The organism is Nitrosomonas supralitoralis (assembly GCF_003011925.2).
In the GTDB taxonomy this organism is placed as follows: Bacteria; Pseudomonadota; Gammaproteobacteria; order Burkholderiales; family Nitrosomonadaceae; genus Nitrosomonas; species Nitrosomonas supralitoralis.
The window spans coordinates 1-24,173 of sequence record NZ_PXXU01000051.1; the positions used below are offsets into that span (position 1 = coordinate 1).

Annotated in this window: 20 protein-coding genes and 3 tRNA genes; 16 read left to right on the forward strand and 7 right to left on the reverse strand. The window is 40.4% G+C overall.

The genetic code is table 11. The features are described 5' to 3' along the window. From C7H79_RS18040 to C7H79_RS13455, 3 genes are all read left to right on the forward strand, one after another. Nucleotides 1–310, forward strand: a 310-nt coding sequence (locus tag C7H79_RS18040; RefSeq protein WP_172592430.1) for a hypothetical protein, incomplete at its 5' end; no start/stop codon positions are given. A 1-nt stretch (nt 311) separates the two neighbouring features. After that, complete coding sequence (locus C7H79_RS18045; protein WP_172592446.1) at nt 312–1,262, forward strand: glycine-rich domain-containing protein; 951 nt, start codon at nt 312–314, stop codon at nt 1,260–1,262. Nucleotides 1,263–1,440: 178 nt separating this feature from the next. Further along, a complete protein-coding gene (locus C7H79_RS13455) occupies nt 1,441–1,890 on the forward strand; it encodes a hypothetical protein (protein WP_106707760.1) in 450 nt (149 codons plus the stop codon). A gap of 265 nt (nt 1,891–2,155) precedes the next feature. Here C7H79_RS13455 and C7H79_RS13460 read toward each other — a convergent pair. The 5 genes from C7H79_RS13460 to dnaE all read right to left on the reverse strand — a co-directional run bounded on the left by C7H79_RS13460 (nt 2,156) and on the right by dnaE (nt 7,275). Then, nucleotides 2,156–2,245: transfer RNA gene (locus C7H79_RS13460), tRNA-Leu, on the reverse strand. Nucleotides 2,246–2,264: 19 nt separating this feature from the next. Beyond that, nucleotides 2,265–2,338: transfer RNA gene (locus C7H79_RS13465), tRNA-Cys, on the reverse strand. 111 nt (nt 2,339–2,449) lie between these two features. Continuing rightward, a tRNA-Gly gene (locus C7H79_RS13470) sits at nt 2,450–2,524 on the reverse strand. 206 nt (nt 2,525–2,730) lie between these two features. Continuing rightward, the gene (locus C7H79_RS13475; protein ID WP_106707761.1) at nt 2,731–3,606 is read right to left on the reverse strand and encodes a hypothetical protein; all 876 of its coding nucleotides are present in this window, start codon (nt 3,604–3,606) and stop codon (nt 2,731–2,733) included. A 180-nt stretch (nt 3,607–3,786) separates the two neighbouring features. After that, entirely contained in the window at nt 3,787–7,275 is a 3,489-nt protein-coding gene (gene dnaE, locus C7H79_RS13480; protein ID WP_106707762.1) for a DNA polymerase III subunit alpha, read from the reverse strand. Nucleotides 7,276–7,337: 62 nt separating this feature from the next. On the opposite strand from dnaE, the gene trhP reads away from it, so the two are divergent. Beyond that, nucleotides 7,338–8,705, forward strand: a complete 1,368-nt coding sequence (gene trhP / locus C7H79_RS13485) for a prephenate-dependent tRNA uridine(34) hydroxylase TrhP (RefSeq protein WP_106707763.1) — start codon at nt 7,338–7,340, stop codon at nt 8,703–8,705. On the opposite strand, the gene C7H79_RS13490 is transcribed toward trhP, so the two are convergent. Beyond that, a complete protein-coding gene (locus C7H79_RS13490) occupies nt 8,661–9,710 on the reverse strand; it encodes a YheT family hydrolase (RefSeq protein WP_106707764.1) in 1,050 nt (349 codons plus the stop codon). The genes trhP and C7H79_RS13490 overlap by 45 nt on opposite strands. A gap of 698 nt (nt 9,711–10,408) precedes the next feature. On the opposite strand from C7H79_RS13490, the gene C7H79_RS13495 reads away from it, so the two are divergent. The 5 genes from C7H79_RS13495 to rpmE all read left to right on the forward strand — a co-directional run bounded on the left by C7H79_RS13495 (nt 10,409) and on the right by rpmE (nt 14,889). Continuing rightward, complete coding sequence (locus C7H79_RS13495) at nt 10,409–11,875, forward strand: sensor histidine kinase (RefSeq protein ID WP_106707776.1); 1,467 nt, start codon at nt 10,409–10,411, stop codon at nt 11,873–11,875. Between the two features lie 8 nt (nt 11,876–11,883). Further along, nucleotides 11,884–12,330, forward strand: coding sequence for a response regulator (locus C7H79_RS13500; protein WP_106707765.1), 447 nt, complete (start codon nt 11,884–11,886; stop codon nt 12,328–12,330). Between the two features lie 7 nt (nt 12,331–12,337). Then, on the forward strand, nt 12,338–13,795 hold the full coding sequence (locus C7H79_RS13505) for a hybrid sensor histidine kinase/response regulator (RefSeq protein WP_106707777.1): 1,458 nt from the start codon (nt 12,338–12,340) through the stop codon (nt 13,793–13,795). Then, nucleotides 13,788–14,420 (forward strand): response regulator, encoded by a 633-nt coding sequence (locus tag C7H79_RS13510; protein ID WP_106707766.1) that lies wholly within the window; start codon nt 13,788–13,790, stop codon nt 14,418–14,420. Before C7H79_RS13505 ends, C7H79_RS13510 begins: the two co-directional genes overlap by 8 nt. A gap of 256 nt (nt 14,421–14,676) precedes the next feature. After that, nucleotides 14,677–14,889 carry a 50S ribosomal protein L31 gene (gene rpmE, locus C7H79_RS13515; RefSeq protein ID WP_106707767.1) on the forward strand — a complete coding sequence of 71 codons (213 nt, stop codon included), beginning with the start codon at nt 14,677–14,679 and terminating at the stop codon, nt 14,887–14,889. A gap of 81 nt (nt 14,890–14,970) precedes the next feature. Here rpmE and C7H79_RS13520 read toward each other — a convergent pair whose 3' ends face one another. Next, nucleotides 14,971–15,282: a cupin domain-containing protein gene (locus tag C7H79_RS13520; RefSeq protein ID WP_106707768.1), complete on the reverse strand. Its 312-nt coding sequence runs from the start codon at nt 15,280–15,282 to the stop codon at nt 14,971–14,973. A 973-nt stretch (nt 15,283–16,255) separates the two neighbouring features. On the opposite strand from C7H79_RS13520, the gene C7H79_RS13525 reads away from it, so the two are divergent. From C7H79_RS13525 to C7H79_RS13555, 7 genes are all read left to right on the forward strand, one after another. Continuing rightward, on the forward strand, nt 16,256–17,200 hold the full coding sequence (locus tag C7H79_RS13525; RefSeq protein ID WP_242447301.1) for an EpsD family peptidyl-prolyl cis-trans isomerase: 945 nt from the start codon (nt 16,256–16,258) through the stop codon (nt 17,198–17,200). A gap of 62 nt (nt 17,201–17,262) precedes the next feature. Then, a complete protein-coding gene (gene epsE / locus C7H79_RS13530; RefSeq protein WP_106707770.1) occupies nt 17,263–18,084 on the forward strand; it encodes a polysaccharide export protein EpsE in 822 nt (273 codons plus the stop codon). Between the two features lie 78 nt (nt 18,085–18,162). Next, nucleotides 18,163–19,527: a chain length determinant protein EpsF gene (gene epsF, locus C7H79_RS13535; RefSeq protein ID WP_106707771.1), complete on the forward strand. Its 1,365-nt coding sequence runs from the start codon at nt 18,163–18,165 to the stop codon at nt 19,525–19,527. A gap of 29 nt (nt 19,528–19,556) precedes the next feature. Beyond that, nucleotides 19,557–20,462 carry a chain length determinant protein tyrosine kinase EpsG gene (epsG, locus tag C7H79_RS13540; protein WP_106707772.1) on the forward strand — a complete coding sequence of 302 codons (906 nt, stop codon included), beginning with the start codon at nt 19,557–19,559 and terminating at the stop codon, nt 20,460–20,462. 14 nt (nt 20,463–20,476) lie between these two features. After that, nucleotides 20,477–21,367, forward strand: a complete 891-nt coding sequence (gene xrtB / locus C7H79_RS13545) for an exosortase B (RefSeq protein ID WP_106707773.1) — start codon at nt 20,477–20,479, stop codon at nt 21,365–21,367. Between the two features lie 66 nt (nt 21,368–21,433). Continuing rightward, nucleotides 21,434–22,120, forward strand: a complete 687-nt coding sequence (gene epsI / locus C7H79_RS13550; protein ID WP_106707774.1) for an exosortase-associated protein EpsI, B-type — start codon at nt 21,434–21,436, stop codon at nt 22,118–22,120. Between the two features lie 319 nt (nt 22,121–22,439). Next, a complete protein-coding gene (locus tag C7H79_RS13555; RefSeq protein ID WP_106707775.1) occupies nt 22,440–23,945 on the forward strand; it encodes a hypothetical protein in 1,506 nt (501 codons plus the stop codon). The last annotated feature ends 228 nt before the right edge of the window (nt 23,946–24,173 follow it).

Below are 24,173 nucleotides of genomic sequence, written 5' to 3' on the forward strand. Positions count from 1 at the left end.
AAAAGTATGGTCAGGCACGCTGCCCAACGGCTCAAACCGGGATACCGGCGCGACGCCAGCGGGAACGGTGCGAACCTGCAGCATTAACGTTGTAAATAATGGTGCTGTTTCTTCGCATTTGAAGGTTTTTATCTCCACGTCAGCAACTCCAACCACTGCTGACTTGATAGAAGATGAGAATATGATAATACCGGCTCATGGAATTTATAAGTTAACCGGTGAAATTGTGGGTCCGGGAGAAAGAATTGTTCTGTTTGCCGATACCGCGACCTGCATTGCGCGAGTAACAGCTTTTGAGGAGGTTGCATAAGATGAGATTTCTAAGTGGTGAGGGTGGTGGCGGTGGCGGTAGCCCTGCAGCGGCGAGCAACCCTGTTAGTGCGACTAAAGTCGTTGGCGCCGGATACATGGGCGAGTTCGGGAATGGATTGTGGCAAGTTTTTGGTGCATCAGGTAATTTTGTTGCGCCTGCCGCAAGGGTGCGTGTTCGTGTAGTTGGTGGCGGCGGCGGAGGTAGAGATTCAGGCGCCGGTGGCGGCGGCGGAGGATACGTTCATGGCGAATTTGATCTCACTATTGGAAATAGTTACGCAGTTACTGTCGGAGCCGGTGGTGCTGGCGGAGCCTCACCCACGGCTGGCGGGACTAGCTCATTCAGTTCTCTGATATCAGCAACCGGTGGGGCGGCTAGTGCAGGAACAACTTCGGCGGCAGGTGGAACAGGAACCGGAGGTGATTTCCAGGCTAGTGGTGGATCGTCCGGGGCGCAGGCAGGAAGCGGCGGCGGTGGCGCTGGATCTCAGCTTGGAAAAGGAGGTTCGTCATTTGCCGGTGCTGGATCGGGCGGCGGAGCGGTGGGAGGAGGAAGCACGGGTGCTGCCTCATCCGGCGGAGCCAGTCCATTTAGCAGTCTTATATTAACTGGTGACGGCGGCGCTGATATATCTGGAGTAAGAGCGCTCACAACATCCGGTCCTGGCGGAATAAATCCAATCGGAGCAACAATTAGATTTCCTTTTGATTGTTTTACTGGCGGTGGTGGATCGGCGGCTAATAACGGCGGCAAAGGCGGTCCCGGTGCAGGTGGAGGCTATAATTCTGGAGGCACAACAGGAGGCGATGGAGGTGTTGGCGGCGGAGGTGGTGGAGGTTCATCGGCTAATGGCGGCGGCAAAGGTGGAATTGGTGGCGGTGGCGGCGGAAATTCTTCCGGTGCAACTGGCGCCGCTGGCGGTCAAGGTATGGTTATCATTGAGTGGTAACAATGGAAGAAAACTGCAAATCATGCCGATTTTTCCTGGCAACTGACGAGGGAATGGGGCTTTGTCGTAGATATCCAGCCGTTCCAGTTGCTGTTGGAGATCAAGTTTATTCGCACTTTCCGGTAATGCTTGATAGCGGGTGGTGCGGTGAATACAGAACAAAAAGTGAGGCTAATTAATGAGTAAATTTGCGAGATTGGTTAATAATGTAGCTGTTGACGTTGTTGATGGCGATCCGGCTGAATATTTCCATCCTGATATTGCTGCGCAATTTGAGGAGGTTCCGAGTAATGTTGAGGCCGGTTGGGTATTTGCCGATGATGTTTGGTCTGCCGGTGAATCTAGCAATAGCGCGGAAACGGAAGTTTTTCAAACAGTTGGCGTAATAAAGTTTAAATTACTTTTTACATCGCCGGAACGTGTCAAAGCCAAGGAACTAAGGGCATCAGATGCGCTTATCGATGATTTCTGGTCCATCCTTGATGATCCTAGAACAACCGAAGTGGATCTCAATCTATCATCGATCCAGAATGCAATTGAATATACTTTAACGGCAATCAATGCTGCAGGTATTGCGATCGATGTGGGCGAAAGAAAGGCGGACATTTTGTCAGCTCGTCTACTTTAAACATTTGCAGTGCATCAAAAAATGCGACAGGGCAGGGTGCTGATGAATGAATTAATCTTACAGATCCGAGAATGAGTTGTTCCACCTTGGATAGCCAGGATAGACCACAAAACCAGATCAAATATTGGAGTCAATATTACGAAGAAAATTGAAAGAAATTGGCATGGCCACGAAGATTTCTACACGTAATTGCGGAACAAGTCTATTTTTGCGGAATAGATTATACTTTTCTGGCACAAGATTTATCACGTAACTTATTGATTTCTGGTGCCCGGGGCCGGAATCGAACCGGCATGGGCGTTTTAGGCCCGAGGGATTTTAAGTCCCTTGTGTCTACCAATTTCACCACCCGGGCGATAGAAATTTTATATCAATGGAGGCGGGGGTCGGAATCGAACCGGCGTAGACGGCTTTGCAGGCCGCTGCATGACCACTCTGCCACCCCGCCATTATTGCATGATTTACAGTGTGCTGTGAATCTTATGGGAAAAGCCTATAATAGACTATTCGAATTCCGGTGATAAAATAACATTTAATAAGTATCATTTTCATTTGAAAATGGAGCGGGAAACGAGGCTCGAACTCGCGACCCCAACCTTGGCAAGGTTGTGCTCTACCACTGAGCTATTCCCGCACTATGATGTTACTGTATGACTGAATCACTTCAGAAACAAAGGGTGGATTATAGAGATGCTGCACATTTTGTCAAGAAAATAAGGGGGATTGTAAGTTGCAAAAAGTAGAATTCATGGTATCGGAGGCTCGAAAAATCAGAGTCAGCTCAAGTTTCTCGAATTTGAACATTCGAAGCAATATTGATTACGTCTTACACGAGTTTAATCAAAAGAAATCGGAAAATATCCCTTGAGTCGCATTTCTAATCTCACTCCATGTCATCATCGGTGGTATTTCAGGAACTCGTTCCTCAATTTTATTTATTTCTATTGCTGCATTCTTATATGCCTTTCTCCAATTTTCCTTCACTTCAGCCATTACTTCTTCTTTTGTTGGTATTTCTATGCCGCATACCACATCCTGATCTTCAAGCGGATGCTTAAACGCACTGTTTAATTTATTAAGGTCTTTTAAATCTTCACAAGAATCCAATATATCCCATGCGGTTACACCAATTATTAGTGTCGTACCTAATATTGGAATAGTTTCGCCTGGAAGGGATGCAATATTTCGTGTTGCTCCTGCAATTGATCGAGAAGCTATGCGCTGTGAGACTTTTTGAACAGCAGCCGATTTTCTGGCAGATCCAGATATTAACTTAGCATGATTTTCTTTCAATACCTTATTAGCTTCGGTCAATATCTCCTTATCTTTAATCAGTGTCTTGTTATTTTTAGTCAGCACTCCATTGTCTTTTGTCAGCCTCTTATTTTTCTTGGTTAGTATTTCTTCCTCCCTTATCAAGGTTTTATTTATATCACTCAATTTCTTTGTGGCAATACGTACATCGTTTTCTCTCTGGATTGTCGGACTATGACTTATCAGTTGATCAGTCAGCGTAGGTCCCAAGGCATGCTTCAAAACAGAAGTCAAGGCGCGGAAGGCAGCGGTGTATAATTCGTCATTAACGAGCGTAGCAATATTCAGTGATAGGAGGCCAAGAAAGGAAAATATCAAGAGTGTATTTTTTATACGCTTCCACAGCGATAAGATTCTTGATCTTGATTTTGGCTTCTGTTCTTGCTGAAAAACTGTATTCACAGCACATTTCCTTCTTTTGATTGATATTTATCCATACATTTAATCTTTTGTGTAAATAATACGATATTAGGGTCAAACACGACCATCATTTTTTTAGACGCACGCCATAATTTGTAGGCGTTTAGCTGAGATTAATCTCTGAATTCATTTGGATTGAATAAATAAATATACCCATATTTCTCAATAGATTATTTCAATATTCCTGGTTTTAAAATTTGTGTTTAACGATTGTAATAAATCGTCATGCAGAAAGACCCGCCAGTCATTTCCTAATTCAATCTCGCTGCTGGCAAATTCATTGTGATAGACGAGTATTACCGAACAGTAATCTGCACGGGATTTTTGTGCTTGTGTGGAGAACGGTGTTAGTAGTGTTTTGAGACCGGATGTCTGCTCGAGAGTGGAAGGTTCACAGTGAATTTTTACCTGCTTGGCAAAGCGTGTACGGATGCCGGCAAGGTCATATAGTTGTTCAGCGGTAATTCTTACCTCATCGTTTTCGCTTTCGTTGAATCCGCGCATGCTTATTTTCGCTTCCGCGATTAGTAGCTGGTCTTCTTTTAACCATGTGCGATTGGCATCGAAGAGTTCGTTGAAAATAATCAGCTCAATTCGTGCTTTGCCATCATCCAGATTGATGATGGCCATCTTGCCGCGACGTGTCATTTGTGTGCGAATTGAATGAATGATGCCAGCGAGCAATTGCGGTTCGCGTTGCGCATTCAGTCGGTCGAGCCGGGTACGAATGAAGCGTTTCAGTTCGGATGCATAGGTGTCAAACGGATGACCACTGAAATAATAACCCAAGCCGATTTTCTCCTGACGCAGTTTTTCCCGTTCGGGCCATGGCTCTGTCTGGATCAGTTGCAATTGCATCTGGGATTCGTGGTTTGCTTCACCGAATAAATTAATTTGATTGGAAGATTGGTTTATTTGCTCGGCGGATTCGATGGCAAGACCGACTGAGGCCATTAAACTGGCGCGGTTGGAATTGATGGTATCAAACGCACCGACGCGGATTAGCGACTCCATCACGCGGCGATTGGCGATACGCCGATCGACACGGTTGCAGAAATTAAATAAATCAGTGAATGGTCCTGTTTGTTCGCGCACTGTGATGATTGAATTGACCGCAGATTCTCCGGTACCCTTGACCGCACCTAGACCAAAACGAATGTTTTTGCCATCGACAGGGATGAAACGATAGTCGGAAAGATTGAGATCGGGTGGCAGGATTCTTAATCCGTTGGCGATGCTGTCCTCAACGAAAATATGTACTTTATCAGTGTCATCCATATCTGCAGACAAACACGAGGCCATGAATTCAGCTGGATAGTGCGCTTTTAGATAGGCTGTTTGAAACGCGATGAGTGCATAAGCGGCAGCGTGTGATTTGTTGAAGCCGTAACCGGCGAATTTTTCCATTAAACTGAATAATTCAGAGGCTTTATCTTGGCTAAGGCCATTGTTGACTGCGCCGGTGACGAAGATATCACGTTGTTGAGCCATTTCTTCGACTTTCTTCTTACCCATCGCACGGCGCAGCAAATCGGCACTGCCGAGGCTGTATCCGCCGATAACTTGCGCAATTTGCATGACTTGTTCCTGATAAATCATGATGCCATAGGTCGGTCCCAGAATTGATTCCAGGCGTGGATCCAGATATTCAATCTGCTTTCTGCCGTGTTTGCGATCGATAAATTCTGGAATCAGATCCATCGGGCCGGGGCGGTATAACGCGACCAGTGCGATGATGTCTTCAAAGTGGTCCGGCTTTGCCTTCTGCAGCAGATCAATCATACCGCGCGACTCAAATTGAAAAATGCCTACCGCATTTCCTTTGCGCATCAATGCGTAAGTGGCATCATCATCCAACGGCAGCGTTGTCAGCGAAAAAGTCTGAACATCCGGGGATTCGGCGTTTGGATGTAGCTGACGGATATAACCAACGGCTCGATCTAGGATCGTCAGCGTGCGCAGTCCAAGAAAATCAAATTTTACCAGACCGATTTTTTCGACATCATCCTTATCCAATTGGCTGATGACAGAATCGCCAGATTCCGTACAATAGATCGGGCAAAAATCGGTAATTTCGCTCGAGGCGATGAGTACGCCTCCGGCGTGCATACCAACATTGCGTGTAATACCCTCAAGGCTTTCTGCCAATTCCAGCAAATTGCGAACGTCTTCTTCTACCTCGGCTCGCTGATTGAGTTGGGGTTCAAGTTGCCGTGCTTTTTTTAAAGTCATGCCAATCTCAAACGGCACCAGTTTGGCGAGCTGATCGACAAAGTTATACGGTAAATCCATAACCCGGCCGATATCGCGAATTACGGCCTTGGCAGCCATTGTGCCAAATGTGGCAATTTGAGAGACTTTTCCAGTTCCGTAGCGTTGTTTGACATACTCGATCACCAATTCTCGTCGGTCCTGGCAAAAATCGATGTCGAAATCAGGCATAGAGACACGCTCTGGATTCAAGAAACGCTCAAATAATAGATCATAACGTAAAGGATCAAGATCGGTGATTCCCAGTGAATAGGCTACTAATGAACCTGCTCCAGAGCCGCGCCCCGGTCCTACTGGAACATTATTATGTTTGGCCCAGTTAATAAAGTCGGCGACGATTAGAAAATATCCAGCAAATCCCATCTGGATAATGGTATTGACCTCAAATTCAAGACGGGATTGATACTTGGTCATTTTTCCATCACGCATTTCTGCATCAAGATACAAGCTTGTCATACGCTTTATCAAACCTATTTCAGCCTGGTTTCGCAGATACTGATCCAGGCTTTCATTATTAGGTGTGGGAAATAATGGAAGTCGGTTTACATTCAATTCCAATACAAGATTGCAGCGTTTGGCAATTTCGATTGTATTTGCCAGTGCATCGGGAATGTCGGCAAATAATTGCATCATTTCGGCTTGAGTTTTGAAGTATTGCTGTTCAGTGAAATTTCTTGGTCGACGTTTGTCCTCCAAGACATAACCTTCGGCGATACAAACACGCGCTTCATGTGCTTGAAAATCTTCCATATTGAGAAATTGCACCGCTTGCGTGGCTACGACAGGTAAATTGAATTTCCTGGCCAGCGCAAGCGAGTGCTGGATCAGTCCTGCTTCATTAGCATGACCATCACGCTGCAATTCAAGATAAAAACGATCGGGAAACAGATCAGCCCATTTTTGTACCTGAGTTTCAGCTTGTGATACGTTATTCTGTAACAAGGATAATCCGATGTCACCTAAACGGCCGCCGGACAAAGCAATGAGTCCTTCCGTGCCCCACTCACTGGACTGCATCCACGATTCTCTGATTTCAGCCCTGCCTTGAAATTGGTTTTCGCGGTAGGCGCGTGACAACAGACGGGATAATAGTAAATAGCCGGCGTGTGTTTGGCATAGTAGTAACAGTCGGATTGGCTTGCTTCGGTCGGATTCATTAGCAATCCAAATATCACACCCTAGGATCGGCTTAATCCCGTTTTTGTACGATGTTTGGTAAAATTTAACTAAACCGAAAAGATTGGCAAGATCGGTTAGCGCCAAAGCGGGCATTTGATCAGCCACTGCTTTTGTAACGACTTCATGGATGCGAATTGTGCTATCCAGAATGGAATATTCGCTGTGCATTCGTAAATGAATAAAAGCTGATTTGATGGGCATGATGTTACAATTAGGATCTGCGATGTTTTTGTCATTAATACAGTTGAGCGCTATTTTACATTATGTTGAAATCACCCGAACTTCTCCTTCCTGCTGGCTCCTTGGATAAAATGCGAATCGCTTATGCGTTTGGTGCCGATGCAGTATATGCAGGACAACCGCGTTATTCATTGCGCGCGCGTAACAATGATTTTGCTTTGGAACAGATTAAAACTGGCATCACGGAAGCACATGCTTTAGGGAAAAAGTTTTTGGTAGCAAGCAATGCTATGCCGCATAACGCCAAAATTAAAACTTACTTGGATGATATGGCTCCGATCATTGCGATGAAACCGGATGCACTGATTATGGCTGATCCGGGATTGATCATGATGGTACGCGAAAAATGGCCGGATGTGCCAATTCACCTGTCGGTTCAGGCTAATACGGTCAATTATATGGGCGTTAAGTTTTGGCAAAAAATAGGATTGACACGTGTGATTTTGTCGCGTGAATTATCGTTGGATGAAGTGGCGCAAATTCGCGATTATTGCCCTGATATGGAACTTGAGGTTTTTGTGCATGGTGCACTGTGCATTGCATATTCTGGGCGCTGCCTGCTGTCTGGTTATTTTAATCACCGTGATCCGAATCAAGGCACCTGCACTAATTCATGTCGTTGGGATTATAAAGTGAAATCTGCTGAGGAAAATTCAAGCGGTGATATTCAGGAAATTGGAAAAATTGATTTTGATTTTGGCCAAGCGATGCAACAATCCGAACAATCGAGTATGACCAATGGATGTGGCCCGGTTACCCGCCATCCTGCTGCTGATCAAGTGTATCTGATTGAAGAAAAAGAGCGGCCTGGTCAGTTAATGCCGATTATGGAGGATGAACACGGCACGTATATTATGAATTCCAAAGATTTGCGCGCAGTAGAGCATGTCGAGCGACTGGTCAAGATCGGCGTTGATTCATTGAAAATTGAAGGTCGTACCAAATCGCTATATTACGTGGCACGCACAGCGCAGGTTTATCGTAAGGCGATTGATGATGCCGTAGCTAGCAAACCATTTGATCCTACTTTATTAGGTGAGCTGGAGGGGTTGGCTAATCGTGGCTATACCAGTGGTTTTTATCAGCGGCATAATACGCATGAAACACAAAATTATTTGCGCGGACATTCTGAATCCAATCGCAGTCAATATGTTGGCGACATTACTGGTTTTGATACAGTTAACGGCATGGCTGAAATATTGGTGAAGAACCGCTTTCAGGTAGGGGATCGTCTTGAAATCATTCACCCTACTGGTAATCAAGTGGTCGAGCTGTCACACATGTTGGATTCCGCCGGGCGTCCGGTACAGATTGCACCTGGCAGTGGTCATCGGGTCAAAATACCGCTAACCGGGAATGTAGAGAACGCTTTCGTCACTCGTTTTTTCTGAAAAATGATGCTGGCATCGATAATAAAAGAAACTGAGTATTTTCTTTGGCAGCCAATCCAATTTTCCTGGAAACGGACCTTGCATGAATCCGGCGTGGCCGCCTTCTTCGGGAAATTCCAATGTCACAGCCGCAGATACCTCATTTTGATTAGGTAGCACAAATGCTGGCATGAAAGGATCGTTGCGAGCATTAATCACTAAAGTCGGTACTTTAATATGAGGCAGCCATTGTTTGCTGCTGGATTGCTGCCAATATTCATCGGTATCGCGGAAACCATGCAGCGGTGCTGTAACCAGATTATCAAAATCATAAATTGATGCGCATTTCTTGAGGGCTTTGGCATCAAATAGATCGGGAAATTGCTCCAATTTATCAAACGCCTTATTTTTTAGGGTATCCAAGAAGTGGCGTGTATAAACTTGATTAAAGCCTTTACTAAGAGCCGAACCGGCAGCAGCTAAGTCAAGTGGCACGGAGATGGTTGCGGCCCCTGTCACAAGATCGCTTGCACGTTCACCTTGCTCGCCCAACCATTTTAGTAACGCATTGCCACCCAACGAGACACCTATCACATAAACCGGTCGGTTTGAGTTTGTTATTTGTGTTTGATTGGTAATACGTCGCAGCATCCAGTCGATTTCAGTGGAATCACCGGCGTGATAAGCGCGAGATAGCCGGTTTGGTATACCGGAGCAACCGCGAAAATGAATGACTGCACTGTGCCAGCCGTGAGTATTTAAGTTGTTGATCATGCTAAGAATATAATGGCTTGAAGATCCACCTTCAAGGCCGTGGAAAAATATCACTAAGGGTGAATTCTCAGATCCATGGGTCCAATCAACATCTACGAAGTCACCATCTTCGAGTTCCCAACGTTCGCGCCGATATGTAAACAGTGGTGCTGGTTTGTTAAAGTAAGGATAAAGTGTTTGTATATTTCCACCAGGAAGCCACGATGGCGCTTCGTAAGGTTTTGTGTACAAGGGGATAGTTGTTTCAAACATTTTTATTGATATTTTTGGCCATATTCTAGTTGTTCCGATATTGTAATCGATAAAACAACTTGCGTTGCCGTTACGGCATAATAAAGCGAACTCAAAATACTCATTTAATAGGCATAAATTAGGCGTTTTTTTTTCGCTCATCTCAGCCTAATATTAAATGCTTAGTAGTTTTATTCCGATTACTTGGATAATCATGAGTTTGCTTGTTTTGGGTTAAATTGGATTGTTCTTAAGTTTTTAGCGGTTCGATAACAGTTGTCCGAGTTTAATTGGTCGCGTAAGGGTTATCCTTACGTGTCAGCGCGGATATTACTACATGTTATTCTTCTGTAAAATTACAGATCGACGTGATCCAATAGTGGCCAAAAAGCTGGATTTGATAAGGAATATTACAATCAGAATTTTCCTATGGCTTTTAACTTGTTAGGCAGATATTATTATTGTCAAATGTGCATCCAATCAGGATAGATACATGCAGTTTTAGAGAAGCGAGGTTAACTAATGTATCTGAGTAAATAAAATTAAAAATGAATTTACTGAAAGAATCTGACTGGATTAAGAAACATATCCCTAATAGTTATGCTGATTTGATATATGATCGATTTCGCCAATCTGATATTAAATTAAATTCAGCGGTTACAATCTATAACGCTCAATCTATTCCGAAACTATTTCTTGTTGCGAGGAAGTCAGTAAATATGACTGAGACAAAGTATCAATTGGAATGGAGGAAATTGGCATGTTTGTACGAAATTTCTCACGATATGCGGACAATTGATTGCATTGATGAGTTGTGTAAGAAATTGATAGTGCATATGAAATTGATATGGCTTCCATCAGATCAAATTTTTCCTTTTATCGACATTGATAAAAAATTCTTCACGCTAGATAAATCTTCACTCGCGCTAGAACATAAATTTTCCGTTTCGATAAAAACGAATGGTAAGATTTGTGGGTATGTGGGATTATATTATAAAAATCATTGTTTTAGGCATTCTCTAGAGAATGAATATCTTAATTTTATAGAGAATATAGCCGATGATCTTGGCTTATGGCTGGAACAAAAACAACTTCTGGACGCAAAAAGAATGTTGCTGGATGAAGCTAGAGTTTTTGAGAATGCATTTAATAAGCATGCGATTATAGCGATTACGGACAAATTTGGAATAATTAAATATGTTAATGAAAGATTTTGCATAGTTTCCAAATATTCACCTGAAGAACTAATCGGGCAAGATCATCGTATTATTAATTCTGGTTATCACTCCAAGGATTTTTTTTTCAACCTCTGGAACACTATTTCTAAAGGCGATACATGGAAAGGAGAAATTAAGAATCGTGCTAAGGATGGAACGTATTATTGGGTCGCTACGACAATTGTACCTTTTCTTGATGATGTCGGCGTGCCGTATCAATACGTTGCGATACGGACCGAGGTAACAGAATACAAGCAATTGGAACAAAAGATGGAGAAGCAAGTAGCGGAATTAGCACGATCAAATGATGAACTGGAACAGTTCGCGTATGTGGTTACTCATGATTTGCAAGAGCCACTCAGGGCGATAAACAGCTTTATACAATTGCTCAAGAAATACTGTCATGCGCAATTGGATCAGCGTGCGAATGATTTGATTTCGCATGCAGTAGCAGGCACTCAACGAATGCAACAACTGATTGATGATTTGTTAACCTATGCGCAGGTGAATGCAAGCCAGAATGTGGTAGAAATTGATTGTGAACTGTTACTGGGCAATGTGGAAGCGGATTTATTCGTTACCATCAACGAGTGTAGTGCAATCATTACGCATGATCGACTTCCGGTTGTAAAAGGAATTCGCTTTCAGTTTATTCAGTTATTTACCAATCTTATCAATAACGCCCTTAAATTTCAAAGAGCCCAGCCACCGGAAATACATATTGGTGTAGAAGAGAAGCAGAGTGAGTGGGTTTTTTCAGTGTCTGATAATGGAATTGGTATTGAAAAAGAATATCTGGAGCGGATTTTTCGGGTATTCCAGCGACTACATAGTCGCAAAGATTATGCCGGCACGGGGATTGGTCTGGCTATCTGCAAGAAAGTAGTGGAACATCATGGAGGGCGAGTGTGGGTCAATTCAAAACCTGGTGTAGGCTCATCATTTTATTTCACTATTCCAAAATTATAATAAACACAATGCACTATAAAAATAATGGCGGGCCTAATATCATTTTGATGATTGACGATAATCCTACTGATATTTTGTTGATTAAAGAAGCTTTTGCACTTTGTGATGGAAATTATGAAGTATGTGCGGCAGAGGATGGTGTGTATGCATTAGAGTATCTGAAGCAACATGGACAATATAACCATGCGCCTCGTCCAGATATCATTTTGCTGGATTTGAATATGCCGAGAAAAAATGGATTTGAGGTATTAGGGGAGTTGAAAGAAGATCTTGATTTAAGAAGCATACCTGTCATTATTTATACTTCCTCTGCGACTAAAGAAGATCTCAGCTCTGCATATTATCGTCATGCGAATGGTTATATCAAGAAATCGGTTGATTTTGATGGATGTATAAAAATAGCCAAATCTATTAAAGAATATTGGTTTTCTACATCAATACTCTATGAGCCTTGATGTAGTAATGTTTACACCTAGGATCCATATCTTATTAATTGAAGATAATGAAGCTGATGCAATACTGGTTCAGAGTGATTTGCAGCAAGCAATGGGTGATCAGATGACAGTGACTCATGTCGAGCGATTAAGCTCTGCGCTGGAGTTAATTCAGCAAGAATCAATTGATTTAATCTTGTCAGATCTGACCTTGCCTGATAGTGACGGAATTACAACAATAAATCAATTGCGGAAACATGCGCCAAGTATACCGATTGCTGTTTTATCTTTTAGGGATGATGAAAAGCTTGCAATTAAAGCGATAAAAGCTGGTGCACAAGATTATCTCGTGAAGGGCAGTCTTACTGAAGGTGTTCTTGCACGTGTGATTCGTTATTCGATTGAAAGAAAACGAATCGAGGAAAGTAACAGGAAAGCGCAGAATCGGTTTCAGACCATTTTTGAAAAGGCCCCTTTGGGTATTGCGCTGATTAATTTGCAAACCGGAAGATACTACGATGTGAATCCGAAGTATGCATCCATTGTAGGTAGGTGCGTAGACGAGCTTATTAATATAAATCATACGGACATTATTCATCCAGATGATTTTCAATCTTATCAATATGATATTAGCCTCTTCTTAAATAATGGGTTTGCTGATTACAAATTAGAAAAAAGAGTTTTGCATCATGATGGGTCAATTATTTGGATTGAAATCTTTATTGTACCGTTCGAAGCTATAACTAATGATGAGATATGTTATTTATGTATGATCGAAGACATTACGGAACGTAAACAGATGATCGAAAACTTGCGTCAATTGACTGCACATTTGCAGGATGTGCGGGAAGAGGAAAGAACCAGGATTGGCCGAGAAATTCATGATGTTCTTGGCGGTACTTTGACAGTTCTGAGAATGGATCTGGATTGGCTTTCTAAAAAAATAAATGCGGAGCCCATGCACGAGCGGATCGAATCGCTATATCAGTTAACGGGTGAAGCGATAGAAACTGCTCGTCGCGTTTCGGTAAATTTACGCCCTAATGTACTGGATAATCTAGGATTATTGGGTGCTATTGAATGGCTTGTGCGGGAACTGGAACAACGAAAAAATATTGACTGCACATTGGAATCAACGATATCGAATTTGTCTTGCCATAATAAAAACTATGAAACTACTATTTTTAGAATTATCCAGGAAGCATTTATCAATATTACGCGTCATTCGAATGCAACCAAAGTTGATGTAGAACTTTTTGAGGACGAAGATGATGTTGTCATTACAATCAAAGATAATGGTGTGGGTATTACTGAATCGCAAATATTAAATCCTCAGTCATTTGGAATCATAGGTATGAATGAAAGAACGCAGCAATATGGCGGTAAATTTGAGATATCGGGAACACCATTACAGGGTAGCGTTGTTATGCTTAAGATACCTCTTGTCATAGCCGCCACATGTGATGGAGAGTTAATCAATGATTAAGGTATTGATTGCGGATGATCACTCATTGTTTCGTGATGGACTTAAAAGAATTTTCAGTGAAACAAATGACATTGAAGTTGTTGCTGAGGCGATTGATGGAAAAGATATTATAAAGAAGACAAGAGAATATGATTGGGATATTACTTTATTGGATATCAACCTGCCTGACATTAATGGGTTGGAAATTCTAAAACGAATTTTATCTGTAAAATCATCTTCATGTGTACTCGTTCTAAGCATGTACCCTGAAGAAGAATACGCGATTCGGGCAATTCGTTCGGGAGCTTCTGGATATATGACAAAAGATAGCCCAACTGATCAACTCATTAATGTGGTACGCCGTCTTGCCCAGGGTGGAAAATATGTTAACCCCGAGCTGGCAGAAAAACTACTTTTTAATCCGGTCGTTGATTCAGAGAAATTAATACACACCACATTCTCGGATCGTGAATTTCATGTTTTTAAGCTTATCGTGTCTGGAGAATCTTTAACCTCTATTGCCAATAGATTATCGCTCAGTGTAAAAACCGTCAGTACTTATCGCTCTCGCATTCTTGAAAAAATGGGCATGAAAAATAATGCGCAATTGGTTCGATACGCAATTCAACACAAATTAGTTGAGTAGAAATGAGCGCTGTTATGAACCGAAGTCTTGCTATTGCGGCATTTTTCTTAATTTGACGGTTTATCTGGTACGCGTTTATCATCAGACTAATATATTTTCTTTTATTTCATACACTGAAAAATGGGCATAGCTCACACAGTCCTTCTAATTCAATTCATATTGGTAAGACTGATAGTTGCACCGATACACACATTAAAGGATAATACACAACTTTTTAGTTTCCCTTCTTGGGGTTGAATAATTAAGGATATTGGTAATGAAAGCAGACATTCATCCGGATTATCATGAAATAACTGTAACTTGCAGTTGTGGTAATGTTTTTAACACACACTCGACTATGAATAAGTCTTTAAATATTGAGGTATGTTCACTTTGTCACCCATTTTATACAGGAAAACAAAAAATCGTAGATACTGCGGGAAGAGTTGAGAAGTTCCGTCAAAAATATAATAAACAATCATCTAAATAATTTTGTGCTATTAACACGCTATAACTTCAAACATGTAGAATGAAGTTGATATGTTGTTTAGTATTCAGGTGCTGTTAATAATTAATAATGAATAGCTAGCCAAATAGTTTCATTTTCGGGGTCTGACCATGAGACTCTGTGCTTTTTATGTGAAGGAATGTTAATGAAATCTCCTTCTTTAAGTTGCACAGAAGTCTGATCTTCAAAAGTAAGTACAGCCTCTCCTTTGAGGACTATGACCCATTCATTTCTTGTCTGATCATACCAGGACGACGTTTGTTGACCTTTTGAAATTATTCTTTCAATTGTTACTACATTGTTTTTGATTAAAGGCTCAAAAATTTCATGATTCAAATTTTTAGGAATTTTTGAGAAAATATTTTGTGATTTCATTTTCGATTGATAAGTGATGTGGTTCAAGAATCGAAATGCATGTGTACAAAATGCTCGTTTCGTTTACGGCAACTTTGTATGTGTCACATAAGCCACGATACATCGAACTGAACATTTGCTAGTTGATCTAGTTGAATGTACCTAAAGCTTTCATTCCTCTCGTGACATTTCTGCTTCCAGATGAAAAATACGGTTTTCGTCCATCTTGGCTTATTGACCGTTATGGTCATGCCAAAAAATTCTCTCAGCATGATTTCCTTTCAGCAAATCATGGTATTATTTTTTTAATATCTAGTGCAAGTTGAAATTACATCCAAAATGATGTGAATACTGCGACAGTCACACTCTGCTATAATTTTACTTTTATTATTCCAATTGAACCTTGCTGCCGTTCAAAGTCATTTAACCTGTTGTCTTACCAAATCTTATTCTAAATAGGGATAGCAAAATAAGGCATAATAGTTTGTATGTTTATTAGTTCAACATTTCTGAAAAACCTTAGAATAGAGATATACATTAACTCAAGATAAAATTTGGTGTGAAGGGAGGGGTAGTTTATAGAGACTGATCTCTATAATTTTTAGCTTACGCACTTTTGCGTAAATGATTAAAAAATATAAATATAAAAGCGATTAAGACTTGGCTACTTGCGTAATGTTATTTCAACAAAAATTAATATTGTTGATTTTTCATTAAAAGATATTAATATATATCTGATTAATAATAAATATTAATATAAATTGTTAAGGAATGTCACAAGCATTAAAGTTTCAAACTTAATTGTCGTAGCTAGCTTGAAATAATTTTTGGTTCTTGTTGAAGATATCAACAGAGTAATTTAAATCGAAATGTTACGTATTTTTGCCGTGGACCATGGGTAGTTTGGTTGTTTAGTGTATTGAGTATAAATGGCTTGATTGAAATTGTCAGCACAATAAAAAGGGAAAATACTATGGCATTAGCGCATATAAGGATGATTTCGATAATAGGAGTGGTGCTTATTACTGTTCTCACACTTACTGCTTGCGACAAGGAACCAAAGGCAAAAAAATCCGGACAAGCAATAGTCAGTGTTAATGGTTCCGAGATTACTATGCTTCAACTTAACGATGAAATAAGACGGACTAATATTCGTGCTGATCAGTATGAGGCTGCCAGCAAACAATTATTAGACTCACTTATTGCTCGTCAGTTGATTGTTGATGAAGCAATAAGAAATAAGCTTGATCGCACACCGGAGGTGATGCAGGCGCGTGAGCGAGCAAATGCTCAAGTCATCGCGCAAGCGTATTTGCAAGGGATCATTAGTAAGCTTGCAAAGCCATCTAAAGCTGAGATCGCAGATTATTTCCAGGAACATCCTGAACTGTTTGCACAACGCAAACAGTTCGATTTGACTACAGTGCGAGTTGCAACTAAAGATATTAGTGAAGAGTTAAGGAAAATAATAGATACTGCAAAAACTGCCGAGGAAGTTGTAATTTGGCTTGAAAAAAATAAAATTCATTATTCTCGTAGTTTGGCAACACGAAGTAGCGCTGATTTGCCAGTGCAGTTGGCGTCTATGTTACGAGAGAAAGGCAAAGGCACAATTTTTATCATCAATGAACAAGAAAATAGCTTGTTGATTTCAGTTAATTCGATTAAGGATAATCCGGTTTCAGAAGCAACTGCAGCACCTCAGATTGAAAGATTCTTGATCAATCAAAGATATAAAGAAGCAACAGATGCAGAAATTGCACGTTTACGTGCTTTAGCGAAGATAGAGTATCTTAATGCTGAAGGACCAGAATCCGATGCTGAGAAGCCAGTTAATCAATTACCCATAGTTTCTCCTGATGCATTGGATAGTTTTAACAATCCATCTGGAGCAGTAACTGAAAGTGCAATTGAGCGGGGTATTTCAGGGCTAAAATAAGTATTATTTATGCTTAACTAAATATGTCTATTAAACATAGGATAAATTAGGGATATAGGTAAATGAAAAATATAATGAATAAAGGGCAGTTATTAATGATGGTCTTGGCGATGCTCTGGATAACGAGCATTGGTAATGCAATCGCAGCTGCTGGAGATAAAAAAGAAAGTGCCTTGGGACCTGGAGACACATTAAAAATATTTGTTTTTGGCCAGCCGGATATGACTACGGAAGTGAAAGTAAGTGAGACCGGGAACATAACTTTTCCATTATTGGGTGAGATATTTGTTGATGGATTAACGCCGTCAGAAACGGAAAGAAAGATAGTTAATCTACTGGAAAGTAAAGATATTTTACGTAAACCACAAGTGAATATCATTACCGCATCGTTACAAAGTCAAATGGTATCAGTGCTTGGTTATGTGCGTAACCAAGGGAGGTATCCAATAGAAGGTAAACGCAGATTGACCGAAATTCTTGCTATGGCGGGAGGCATCGTTCCTGATGGGGCAGATCAGATTACTTTGATTCGTTCGGGTGGTAGCAAATATTCTAAAGAAGTAATTGATGTTTTGGAGATGATTCGCTCTGGCGATTTGACTCGTGATTTGAACATAAGAAGTGATGATCTTGTCTATGTTGAGAGAGCGCCTCGTTTTTATATCTATGGTGAAGTGCAACGAGCCGGGGTTTACAAGCTTGAGCGCAACATGACGGTTATGCAGGCGTTGTCAGTGGGTGGTGGATTAACTCAACGAGGTACTGAGCGTGGCTTACGGATTCAGCGCCGCGACACCGAGGGGAATTTGCAGATCCTAACTGCTAAAGCGAGTGATTTAGTGGAGCCTGACGATGTGATTTATATCAAGGAAAGTCTGTTCTGATACTTGAACTAGGGTTGTTAGATTCATTCTGTAAAGTAATTACTGTAACTTAATTAAGCTTGAATTAGGGTTGTGCGCATGGACTTTTCTCGATTTTTTCTAATTATATTAGCTCGTCATAAACTGATACTTTTTACACTGATTATGACGATATCAACCACTTTGTTGGTTAGCTTGCTAATGCCAAAGAGTTACAAATCAACAGCCGTCATGGTCCTTACCCAGAAAGGAGCGGATCCTGTTACTGGATTGATAATGTCACCTCAGCAAATTACAGGCTACATGGCTACGCAATTAGACATTATTAAAAGTTCAAGAACTGCATTAATGGTGGTTGATCAACTAAGGCTTGATCAGAATGAAGCAGTTATAAGCCAACACAAACAAAGCAATTCTTCTTTGGGAATGCGTGAATGGCTGGCTGCTTTACTTCTTAATAATTTAGAAATTGAAACGTCGCGTGATAGTAGTGTGATTCGTATAAGCTTTAAAGGCACAGATCCTGCTTTTACTTCCATTATTGCCAATGCTTTTGCAAATGCATATCAAGAAATAAGTGTACGCCTCACGGCGGAGCCTTCGCAGAAGGCAGCATCTTATTTTACTGATCATCTAAATGTATTACGTAACAGATTGGAAGTTGCACAAAAAAAACTAACTGAATATCAACACTCACATGGAATTGTTGATGCAGATTCTCGACTTGATATTGAAACAAAACGATTAAATGATCTTGCTAGTCAATTGGTGGTGGCGCAGGCGGATCGGATTGGCGCAGATTCAAAATTTGACGGTGCTAGCCGGACAAGCGAGGCGCTTAGTATTACTAGAAACGCGGTGATTAACAATCTAAAAATAAATTTAGCGCAGGCCGAATCAAAGTTTTCTGAGATTTCTCAGAAATTGGGAAAGAATCATCCCAGCTACATTGGGGCAAAAGCAGAAGTTGACAAACTTAGATCTGAGTTGAGTAGACACATAAGTTTTACTGATAGAAGCGCTCTTAATCAGGAGGTCGAGATTAGTAAAGCTCTTGAAGAGCAGAAACAGAAAATCCTTACATTGAATCGTTCGAGAGATGAGCTTCAAATTCTTGAAAGAGATGTGGAGGGCGCTCATCAGGCATATAACAGTGCAATGCAACGTTTAAATCAAACGACTCTTGAGGGGCAATCCACCTTATCAAGTGTTTCTATACTTGATGTAGCAAAGATACCTGAAAATCCAGATAGTCCTAAAGTACTGCTCAATTTGGTTCTGTCAGCATTTTTGGGCACTTTGCTGGGAGTGGGTGCGGGGTTACTTGCAGAGATGATTGATCGACGTGTGCGTTCCGCAGAGGATTTGGTAGATGTGCTCCATGCTCCTGTGCTTGGTATTATAAAACGGGACATGCCAAAACAAAGACGCTTACAATTAGCATTGCCTCGTTTGCTGAGATGAATGATACAGAAAGCCTTAAAGGAAAAAAAATGAGCATTCCAGATTCTTTAGAAACAAAGAAACTGAGCGATTCCAGTTCTATCACTACAAATACAACTGCAGTACGTAAGTTTAGTATCGGCCACATTTTGTTGGATATGGGAAAAATTACGCCAGTTGAAGCTGAGCGTATTTTACGATTGCAGAAAGAAAGCGGTTTGCGTTTTGGTGATGCAGCAATAAAGTTGGGCCTAATTACTGAGGCAGATATCCAGTTAGTGTTGGCGCAACAATTTGATTATCCTTATTTATTACCTGGACAAGGAAATCATCCGCCAGAACTGGTGGTTGCATATCAGCCTTTTGGTGCTCAGGTTGAAGTCTTTCGTGCAATAAGAAGCCAATTAATGATACGTTGGTTTACATCTGAACGTAAGGCGCTAACAATAATTAGTTGTAATCCTAAAGAAGGAGCGAGCCTTTTTACAGCTAACCTTGCCGTAGTGTTTTCTCAACTTGGTGAGCGGACATTATTAATTGATGCTAATTTACGTTGTCCGCAGCAGCATGAGATTTTTAATTTAAAAAATAAGCAAGGTTTGTCTGATGTACTTGTTGCTCGTGCTAATGTGTCAGAGGTTATTTCTAAAATAGATTCTTTTGTTGATCTTTCGGTATTGCCTGCAGGCACACTTCCTCCGAATCCTTTGGAGCTACTTAATCGCTCTTCATTCGATGAAATGAATGACCAACTTTCGAGTCAATACGATGTTATTCTTTATGATACATTAGCATTTTCTAATGGAGTTGATGCGCTCGCTATTGCTGCTCGTACTGAGGGGGCATTGGTAGTTGCGCACAAGAACAATACTTGCTTAGATGACGTTAATGCTATGAGTGAACAGCTTAAATATAGCGGCGCTGAAATTGTCGGCTCAGTATTAATTGATTTTTAGCAGATAATCCAATCATGTCTTTACATCAATTCAACAATTATAAGTCAGGGATATTGGCTTGGTGGCCTATCATTTTAGGAGTTTTGACTTTATATATTCCTACCTTTTATGGTTTGGCAAATGGAATATGGACTAATGAAGAGCAGGCTCATGGGCCGATTATTTTGATCCTTTCGATATGGCTTATATTTCGGAAATGGAAAACAATGATTGAGGAAAGTGATGATCAATCAACTTCAGTCTTGGGGTGGTTAGTTTTAATTGTTGCTCTGATTTTTTATGTTGTAGGGAGCTCTCAACAAATATTAATCTTGGAAATTGGTTCTTTTATTTTGGCGCTCACAGCAATTTTACTCATTAAGCGAGGTTATGCTGCGCTCAAAATTATGTGGTTTCCATTGTTTTTCCTATTATTTATGATTCCGCTTCCTGGATCTGTAGTCAGTTTCTTTACTATGCCGATGAAAATGGCAGTTTCATATGTGGCAGAGAATATTTTATTCTGGGCAAATTATCCTATTGCGAGAAATGGTGTTATTTTGCAAATTGGCCAGTATCAACTTCTTGTAGCCGATGCTTGTGCAGGGTTACAAACATTGCTGACTCTAGAGGCATTAGGTTTATTTTATCTTAATCTTATTAATCATACTTCAGTTTTTCGTAATGTGACTTTGGCTATTCTTATAATACCTATTTCTTTTACTGCTAATGTTATTCGCGTTATTGTACTTACTCTGATTACTTATCATTATGGTGACGCTGCAGGACAAGGGTTTCTTCATGGGTTTGCTGGTATGGTTTTATTTATTAGTGCATTGGTACTGATACTTGGAGTAGATGGATTATTGCAGTATTTTGCGCGAGTACAACCAGTCAATGTTATTCATCCAGTAAGGAATGTCTAATTATTAATAATTTAAATTATTTTTGAAAGATTTCTTAGGCACTATTAGTAGATCAGGAGAAGATTAATGAATAAATCTTTAGTAATTAATATCTTAATTGGAATATTGATGGTGTCGTCAGGTGCACTTACTATGGCCTTGACTCCCACCCAGAAAATTGCTGATCAGCAGGAAAGAATCAGTCTTGAAGCTATGATTCCTGTCAGTTTTGGAGATTGGCAAATCGACAAATCAATTATTCCACTACAAGTAGATGCTGAAACCCAAGCTAAACTTGACAAGATATATAACCAAACGTTAGCGAGAACTTATGTTAATTCTCAAGGCGAACGAATTATGCTTTCTGTCGCTTACGGAGGGGATCAGAGTGACAGTTTATCGATACATAAGCCTGAAGTCTGTTATTACTCTCAAGGATTCGAAATTAAGAAGGTTTTTCCTGGTGAGTTAATTACGCAATATGGGAAATTACCGATTAAGCGTTTGCTAGCTACCAAAGGTAATCGAAGTGAACCGATTACATATTGGGTTACAGTTGGCAATAAAGCTGTTTTACCTGGATTTGATCAAAAGTTGCAGCAGTTACGTTATGGCTTGACTGGAAGTATTCCAGACGGCATTTTGGTGAGAATTTCATCAATAGATAATAACAATGATGTGGCTTATCAGCTTCAAGCAATTTTTATTCAGGATTTACTTTTAGCTGTTAATAAAAATGAGCGAGTAAGATTAATTGGTACTTTCCAGACTTAGTAGTAATTTATCGATGAAATGTGGGAAGGTATCGGAGACGAAGTCGGTGCTTGTAGCTTGCGGATTTATGAACTATAAATTGATAATGCAAATTTAGTCTATAAGGAATTTGTAGCTCGTCTTTCATGCTTGGTTAATGGGTTGTGGTTTGTTTGAATTGAGTCAAGCTTACTAAGTATTGAGAATTTTAATTAAGTAAGAAAAACGTATTTTTGGAGCGTCGTGCTTCATTAATAAAGATTTATTGTGTGTATGAGTTGGATTAAATCCTCATGTATATAGTATAAATCCAATGGAATTAAGTAGAGACTTGTGCATTATGAAAGCAGAAATATCATCCAGCTTATTTAATAATCCAAATTCTAGGAAGCTGGTTTTAGGCTTGCTGTTATTTAGCGTACTTTTATTGTCAGTTTTTAGCGGCATACTTGCCGTATCTGGAAATTTAATTCTTTTGGTTCCTCTGTTGGTTTTATATGGTGTTTTTTTTATTCTCGCAACACCAGCAGCTTGGACAGTTTGGATAATATTTTGGGGAGCATTTCTGGTCACTGGACCAAGCGCTTATTTTATCCGTTTTTCACAGCTTCAATGGTTTACGGTTTTGGTTAGCGCAGCATTGTTATTACCATTGTTGCTTGATTTGCTGCGTACTAGGACTAGTAACAAATCGATGTCGATCCCTAGTGGTCTCTGGGGTCCCATTTTTTTAATTATAATGGTTTTTTTTTCTACGGTTATTGATCAGCCTCGTTTTTCTGAATTCATAAATGCATCACGGTATTACCTTCTCATGTGGCCATTAATGCTTGTTATCATGTTTGGCTTAATTTCTGAAAAAATGATAATGCAATTATGGAAAGCTCTCATGATTGTAGCAATTCTACAATTCCCCATGGCTATTTATCAATATTTTTTTGTGGTTCCAAGTAGCGGTCGGAATTCACCCTGGGATGCTGTAATTGGCACATTTCATGGAGCTATAGAGGGAGGAGGGGATAGCGCTGCAATGGCCATTATGCTGTTAATTGCTATGTTGACTGCAATTGCATTATGGCGTGAAGGAAAACTGGATGGTTTACGGATGGCTTTGGTCGTATTATTTGGAATCTTTACGCTCGGTTTGGCGGAAGTTAAAGCAGCAGTTATACTGCTTCCGGTCGTTATAGGTATATATTATCGTAGAGAACTTTTGAAGCGGCCTGTAGAGTTTATTGTCGCAATGATAGGAGCAGTTCTATTAGTTGGAGTCTTATTTACATTTTACGAGAAACTTCACTATGGAGATGTGTCTACGCATACATTCAAAAAAAATCAAGTTACTTCAACTTATGATCGAGTAGTGAGAGCGTTAGATCCTGAAGCGCAAACATATGATGGACGTGAATTGGGCCGTATTAATCTTCTAGTAAATTGGTGGAAAAATAATGTCAGTAGCGGTGATCTGCAACACAGTTTATTTGGCTACGGTATGGGAGCAACTTATGAAAGTAGAATTGGAACAGGAGAATTAGTAAATCGCTTTCCTTATAAGATTAATACATCTTCATCTCTTATTTTATTATGGGAGGTAGGTATTTTGGGACATTTGGTTTTTCTCTTCATATTGCTACTAGGAGCAAAAGCTTCGGAACGTGCAGCTGATCAGAATGATGTTCCAGAAATACATCGTATTTTTTTAAGAATCGGTGCAGTAGGATTGATTCTATTGGCTTTAACAATGCCTTATAAAAACTTTCATTTGTACTCCAATCCTATTCAATTTCTTATGATGCTGATGTTAGGTCAGGCCGCTTACTGGTCTAGAATTTTAAAAATCGGATAAACTTCGGCTATGCCGGGAGATTGATAAAAGCTTAAACAACATTTCCGGTCGCCGTGATTCTTTTAGTTTTAGCAATAACTATTGATGTTGCTCGGTAATCCCTCGAATAATAACAAGGATCAAAAGTCACTACTGTCCCGTTAACTTTCACAGCAAGTCCATCTGGCAATTGTTAGCATTTTTATCTATGAGTGGATCCCCACGCAATAAAGCCATGAGGTCGCGTTT